This window comes from Chryseobacterium sp., from assembly GCF_022712095.1.
GTDB lineage: Bacteria > Bacteroidota > Bacteroidia > Flavobacteriales > Weeksellaceae > Chryseobacterium.
Genome location: NZ_JALAHD010000297.1, coordinates 1 through 5,628, shown reverse-complemented (window position 1 = coordinate 5,628; position 5,628 = coordinate 1). Strand labels below are relative to the sequence as shown.

The 5,628-nt window shown below is 33.9% G+C and carries 5 protein-coding genes and 1 pseudogene; all 6 read left to right on the top strand.

Translation table 11 applies throughout. From position 1 onward, the window contains the following. Nucleotides 1–92 precede the first annotated feature (92 nt). Complete coding sequence (locus Q0A18_RS15020) at nucleotides 93–1,349, top strand: aminotransferase class I/II-fold pyridoxal phosphate-dependent enzyme (RefSeq protein ID WP_292010973.1); 1,257 nt, start codon at nucleotides 93–95, stop codon at nucleotides 1,347–1,349. 4 nt (nucleotides 1,350–1,353) lie between these two features. Then, on the top strand, nucleotides 1,354–1,983 hold the full coding sequence (locus tag Q0A18_RS15015; RefSeq protein WP_292010972.1) for a TetR/AcrR family transcriptional regulator: 630 nt from the start codon (nucleotides 1,354–1,356) through the stop codon (nucleotides 1,981–1,983). Between the two features lie 214 nt (nucleotides 1,984–2,197). Continuing rightward, nucleotides 2,198–2,959, top strand: a complete 762-nt coding sequence (locus tag Q0A18_RS15010; RefSeq protein WP_292010971.1) for a hypothetical protein — start codon at nucleotides 2,198–2,200, stop codon at nucleotides 2,957–2,959. Nucleotides 2,960–2,971: 12 nt separating this feature from the next. Continuing rightward, nucleotides 2,972–3,763 carry a hypothetical protein gene (locus Q0A18_RS15005; protein ID WP_292010970.1) on the top strand — a complete coding sequence of 264 codons (792 nt, stop codon included), beginning with the start codon at nucleotides 2,972–2,974 and terminating at the stop codon, nucleotides 3,761–3,763. Between the two features lie 169 nt (nucleotides 3,764–3,932). Then, nucleotides 3,933–5,018, top strand: a complete 1,086-nt coding sequence (gene dnaX, locus Q0A18_RS15000; protein ID WP_292010969.1) for a DNA polymerase III subunit gamma/tau — start codon at nucleotides 3,933–3,935, stop codon at nucleotides 5,016–5,018. A gap of 104 nt (nucleotides 5,019–5,122) precedes the next feature. Then, nucleotides 5,123–5,628, top strand: a pseudogene (locus Q0A18_RS14995) (DNA polymerase III subunit gamma/tau); the annotation flags it as partial.

The following is a 5,628-nucleotide window of genomic DNA, read 5'->3' as shown; positions in this document are numbered from 1 at the left end:
ATCGTATGCATAATAAATTTTAGATAGGATAGAAATCCTGCGCATATGAAATAGTTATATATTTGTTCCTTAAACCACTAAGAAAAACAAGGATGAATATTGATTTTGAAAGCGCAACTTTTAAAGATTTTGAGAATATCCCAGGATATACAATGTCCGAAAGAGCAGAAATTTTTTATGATTTTCTGAACTTTATGAGCTCAAATGGGCATATGAATTACCGGTTGAAAAACAACTCAGGATGCAGCTCAGTAATGAATGTGAATATTAATGAAACACAAAATGATTATGTGAGTTTTGTCTCTAATGATTATTTGGGATTTACCCAGCATCCCAAAATAAAACAGGCCGCAATAGAGGGAATTCAGAAATACGGAACAGGAGCTGGGGCTTCATCCCTCATCGGAGGTCATTTCGTATTTCATGATGATCTTGAAAAAAAATTGTCTTCCTTTTTTGGAAGAACACAAGAAGAAGCTGTTATATTCACTACAGGATATACAGCAAATAGTGCAACTCTTCAGATTCTTTTGCAGAAAGAAGATATTGCAATTATAGATATGGCAGTGCATGCCAGCGTGTATGAAGGATGTGTTTTTACCAACACGAAAACATTTCCTCATAACAATTTAGAAGCTCTGGAACATATTTTGAAAACGTCGGAAAATAAATTCCGTACAAAGCTTATTATTATAGATGGAATCTATTCTCAGGATGGAGATGTGTCTCCATTAAAAGAAATTTATAAATTAGCAAAAAAATATAATGCTTATTTAATGGTTGATGATGCCCATGGAGTTGGAATATTGGGAGATAAGGGAAGAGGTGTATTGGAAGAAGCAGATATGCTGGATAAAGTTGATATTATCACAGGGACATTCAGTAAGACCTTTGGAAATGTAGGAGGATATGTAATTACAGATAAAAAATTGGCGGCTTTTATTAGATTTCAGTCTCGCCAGCAGATTTTTTCAGCGACGGCACCACCTTCTATTATGGGAATTATTAAAGCTATTGAATTGATAGATGAGGAACCGCACTGGCGTAAGAAACTTTGGGATAATATTAGTTATTTTAAAAGTGGACTGAATGAGTTGGGATTGGATACAGGGAATACATGTTCGGCAATTGTTCCCGTAAAAATAGGGGATCCGAATATAACGGGTGATGTAGGCAAACTACTTATTGAAAGAGGGATCTATACAAACCCTATTCTGTATCCTGCCGTAGCTCGAAAAGATGCAAGAATAAGAATGGCTGTCATGGCTACCCATGAAAGGGAACATTTGGATAAAACGCTCAATGCGTTTGAAGATATAAATAATAAATTGCGTATTGCAAAAATATAATAACATGCCTAGAAAAGTTGTACAAGGTCCTATCAGGGATAAAGAAAAAACAAAACTAAAACTACTGGGAGCCGTAGGTAAAATTTTGAGAACCAAGGGATATTCAGGTTTAAAAGTTAGTAAAATTGCTGCTGTAGCCGGTTTTGATAAAAAGCTGATCTATGAATATTTTGGAAGTACAGACAAACTCATAGATGAATATATAAAATCTCAGGATTATTGGAGTCAGATTGCAGCGGGAAATGTAGAAGAAGAAATTACAGACGGAGGACAGGAGCTATCTAAAATTGCTTTAGTTAATCAGTTTGAAAATCTAAAAAAAAATAAAGAACTTCAAAAAATTATTCTCTGGGAGCTTTCAGAAAATAAGCCAATTCTTCGAAAACTGGCTGATGAAAGAGAAGAGATGGGTGATTTGATGTTTAAAAATATTACCGATCCCTACTTTGGAGAGGAAAAAGCTAAAAAATTTAGAGCTATTATGGCTTTATTGATATCAGGCGCTTATTATTTAAACATTCACACGGCTACCAATGGAAGTAATTTTTGTGGCTTGGATATGAAAAGTGAAGAAGGAAGAGCTGAAATAGAAAATGCCCTCAAAGAAATAGTAGACTTTGCTTACCAATCCTAGGCTAAGTAAAAGTTAGTTTTACAATAAAATATAGAAACAAAAAAACTGCCTTTAAAGATAGTTAATCTTTAAGGTGGTTTATTATTGTTATTTTAAGCATATTAATAGTTTTGCATTAATTGCTTTTTTTTTGTTATTTATATAATTTTGTACCTCGTTTTAATAAAACCAAATTTATTATCACATTTTCGAGACTTAAAAATAAATAACACAAATGAAAAAGAGATTTTTTTTCCCTCTATTATTAATAGGGATTAGCTTCCATGCACAAGTAGGAATAAATACAGCTTTTCCTCAGGAAGGATTGGATATAGCTTCTGGTACCCAATTTAGAAATCATATCAGATTAGGAGGAACTGATTATTCAAAAGGAGATGCAGGGACGATTAATCAGATATTAACTTCCCAAGGAGAAAATAATTCAGCCAAATGGAAAAATTTAAAAGACCTATCCGATTATCAGGCTTTGGTCAATCAAATAAATCAGCTTCAGGCTTTAATTACTTCAACTTATAACGCTAATAGCACTGCAGTTTATGCATATGCAGAAGAACCTAGTCCATCATTTTCTGCTAATACAAACTTATCTACGCCTGAGTTTACAAAAACAGTATTTGAATCACAAACTGGATTATTGGTAAATGGTGTATTTACAGCTCCGCTTGATGGTGCTTACTGGATTGCATGTAGGGGCCCAATGAAAAGAGGTTCCTTAGGTGGCTCTGATAGTGGTACACGTACGAAATTACTACTATATGTTAATAATATAGCTATTGCTAATTATGAAAGTGCTATTGTAGTAAAAACTAATTTTGAAAATCTTAGTGAGGTTACTTTCTCAAGATTAGTAAGCTTAAAAGCAGGAGATAAATTGAGAATAGGAGTTACCAATTCTGGAATTGCAGGAGGTCAGACAGGTAATAATGATTTTACAGATCAGGGTTTACCATCTTTGGCGATCACAAAAATTAATTAATAATAAATAATAATGAAAAAAAATATATTATTAATCTCATGTGTGATGGCTATACCTCTGTATGCCCAGATAGGAGTTAAAACAGCGTTTCCGCAGGAGGGATATGACGTTGCAGTAGGAGTACAGCTAAGAAATAATATCAGACTAGGAGGATCTGACTCATCTAAAGGTAATGCGGGAGTAACCGAGCAACTGATTATTTCTCAGGGAGAAAATAAAAACGCTCAATGGAATGATCTCAGAAATCTTCCAGATTATCAAAAATTGGTTGATCTTTTAAACCAGCTTCGGGATCAGGTGAAAAATGTATATACAGGAAAAACACCTGTATATGCCTATGCAGAAGAAGAAAGAGCTTTAGATATGAACAGTACTCCGGTGCAATTCATAAGCACAAGGTTTGAATCAATACCAGGTCTGCTTTCAAATGGAGTATTTACGGCACCGGAAAATGGATTTTATAGGGTTGCAAGCCGGTGGCCTATAAAACAGGTGGGATGGACGACTACTATTTATCCCTCTATCAGTGTTGATAATGGTGCAAGGATTAAGCTTAAAGTATATGTAAATGATATACAGCAAACTTGGACAGAAAATCAGTTAGTTCAAAAAGGACATTTTCAAAACCTATCAGAGACTGTATTAGATAAAATAATAAAGTTAAATAAGGGAGATAAAGTAAAAATAATAGGTACATATTCCTATATAAAAAATCCCTCACAAACCGGATATCTTGATTCTACAGCCGGTTATGATGTGAAGGATCAAGGTTATCCTTACTTCTCAATAGCAAAAATCAATTAGATATGAAAATGATTGCTCCAAAAATAAGTTTGTAATGGATGAACTTGTTCTATGGAGTTGAGAAAAAAGAAAGGCAGGAAACATATTTTCCTGCTTTCTCTGTTAAGAGATAGCACTATAAATTTACCGGAAATTTTTAAATTAAAACTATATTTCTTATTTTTGACCAATGGAAAATTTTATAGTATCTGCAAGAAAATATCGACCTCAGGAATTTGACACTGTTGTTGGACAATCCCATATTACAGATACTTTAGAACATGCTATTGATGAGAATCAACTGGCACAGGCACTATTATTCTGCGGTCCTCGTGGAGTAGGAAAAACCACATGTGCGAGGATCCTGGCAAGAAAGATCAATGAAAAAGATGGTTCTGTTTCTGAAGATGGTTTTGCTTATAATATTTATGAATTAGATGCTGCCTCCAATAATTCTGTAGATGATATCAGGGAGTTGATTGATCAGGTACGTTTCGCCCCTCAGGTAGGTAAATATAAAGTATACATTATAGACGAGGTTCACATGCTGTCTTCAGCAGCATTCAATGCATTCCTGAAAACATTGGAAGAACCGCCTGCACATGCCATTTTTATTCTGGCAACTACTGAGAAACATAAAATTATTCCTACTATTTTATCCCGCTGTCAGATCTATGATTTCAAAAGAATTACTATTGAAGACATTCAGGGACACTTAAGAAAAATAGCAGAAAAAGAAAATATTCACTACGAAGATGATGCTCTTTACCTGATTGCCCAGAAAGCAGACGGAGCGCTAAGAGATGCACTTTCTATTTTTGACCGATTATCTACATTTTCCCAAAAGAATATTACTTTAGCAAAAGCGGCTGAAGTCCTAAATATTCTGGATTATGATCAATATTTGAATATTGTGGATCTGGCAAAAGAAAATAAAATTCCTGAAGTACTTTTTGCTTTTAATGAGATCGTAAGAAAAGGTTTTGATCCTCATATTTTTATTGCAGGATTGGGAAATCATTTCAGAGATCTGATGATGGCGCAGAATACTTCAACCATTGAACTGATAGAGGTGGGAGAAAAGACAAAATCTAAATTCGTAGAACAGGCTCAGCAATGGAGTGCTCAGCAGCTGATAGACGCTATTGAGATTTCTAATCATGCTGATATCAATTATAAAAATTCCAAGAATCCAAGGCTTACCGTGGAAATTGCTTTAATGCAGTTAGCCTCTTTAACAATTAATGCTGATATTAATAAAAAAAAAAGTTTATAATATTAGCTCCTTTTCTTCATGAAAGAGTAGAGCTCAAAACTTCTGCTCCATCCTCTGAAATAAAGGAGACCGAGACAGAAAGCCCTCAGGCTACTATAGAAGAGGTGTCTCAGGAAGTGGTGATCAAAAAAACATCAAAGCCTTTACAAAAACAAAATATTTCTTCAGGTTTTAGTATTCATTCTTTTCTTAACAAAGAAGATAAGGAAGAAGAAGAGGAATCTGTCATTACTAAAAACGAGAACCTTCCTAAAAATCATTTTACCGATACTGATCTGCAGATGGAATGGAATTTGTTATTGAAACAACTGCAGTCCAAAGATCCATTTGTTTATAATGCTATCAAAGCATTTAAGCTCGTGAAGGAAGATGAGAATATAGTAAGGATTTTATATCCTTCAGACTCAGCGAAAGTGGAATTTGATAAGATCAGCGGAGATTTTTTTAATCATTTCAAAAGGAAAGTAAATAACCATACCATTGAATTTGAATATAAGAAAGATCATGCTAATTTGAAGATTGAAGTTATGACTAAAAAGAAGATCTTCGAGCAGTTTATAGAGAAAAATCCATTATTGAAAGATTTAGATGATTTAATGAAGTTTGATAT

Excerpts from the sequence above, each read along its gene's own strand:
- Q0A18_RS15020 (WP_292010973.1), top strand. The coding sequence starts at position 93 with ATGAATATTGATTTTGAAAGCGCAACTTTTAAAGATTTTGAGAATATC.
- Q0A18_RS15015 (WP_292010972.1), top strand. The coding sequence starts at position 1,354 with ATGCCTAGAAAAGTTGTACAAGGTCCTATCAGGGATAAAGAAAAAACA.
- Q0A18_RS15010 (WP_292010971.1), top strand. The coding sequence starts at position 2,198 with ATGAAAAAGAGATTTTTTTTCCCTCTATTATTAATAGGGATTAGCTTC.
- Q0A18_RS15005 (WP_292010970.1), top strand. The coding sequence starts at position 2,972 with ATGAAAAAAAATATATTATTAATCTCATGTGTGATGGCTATACCTCTG.
- dnaX (WP_292010969.1), top strand. The coding sequence starts at position 3,933 with ATGGAAAATTTTATAGTATCTGCAAGAAAATATCGACCTCAGGAATTT.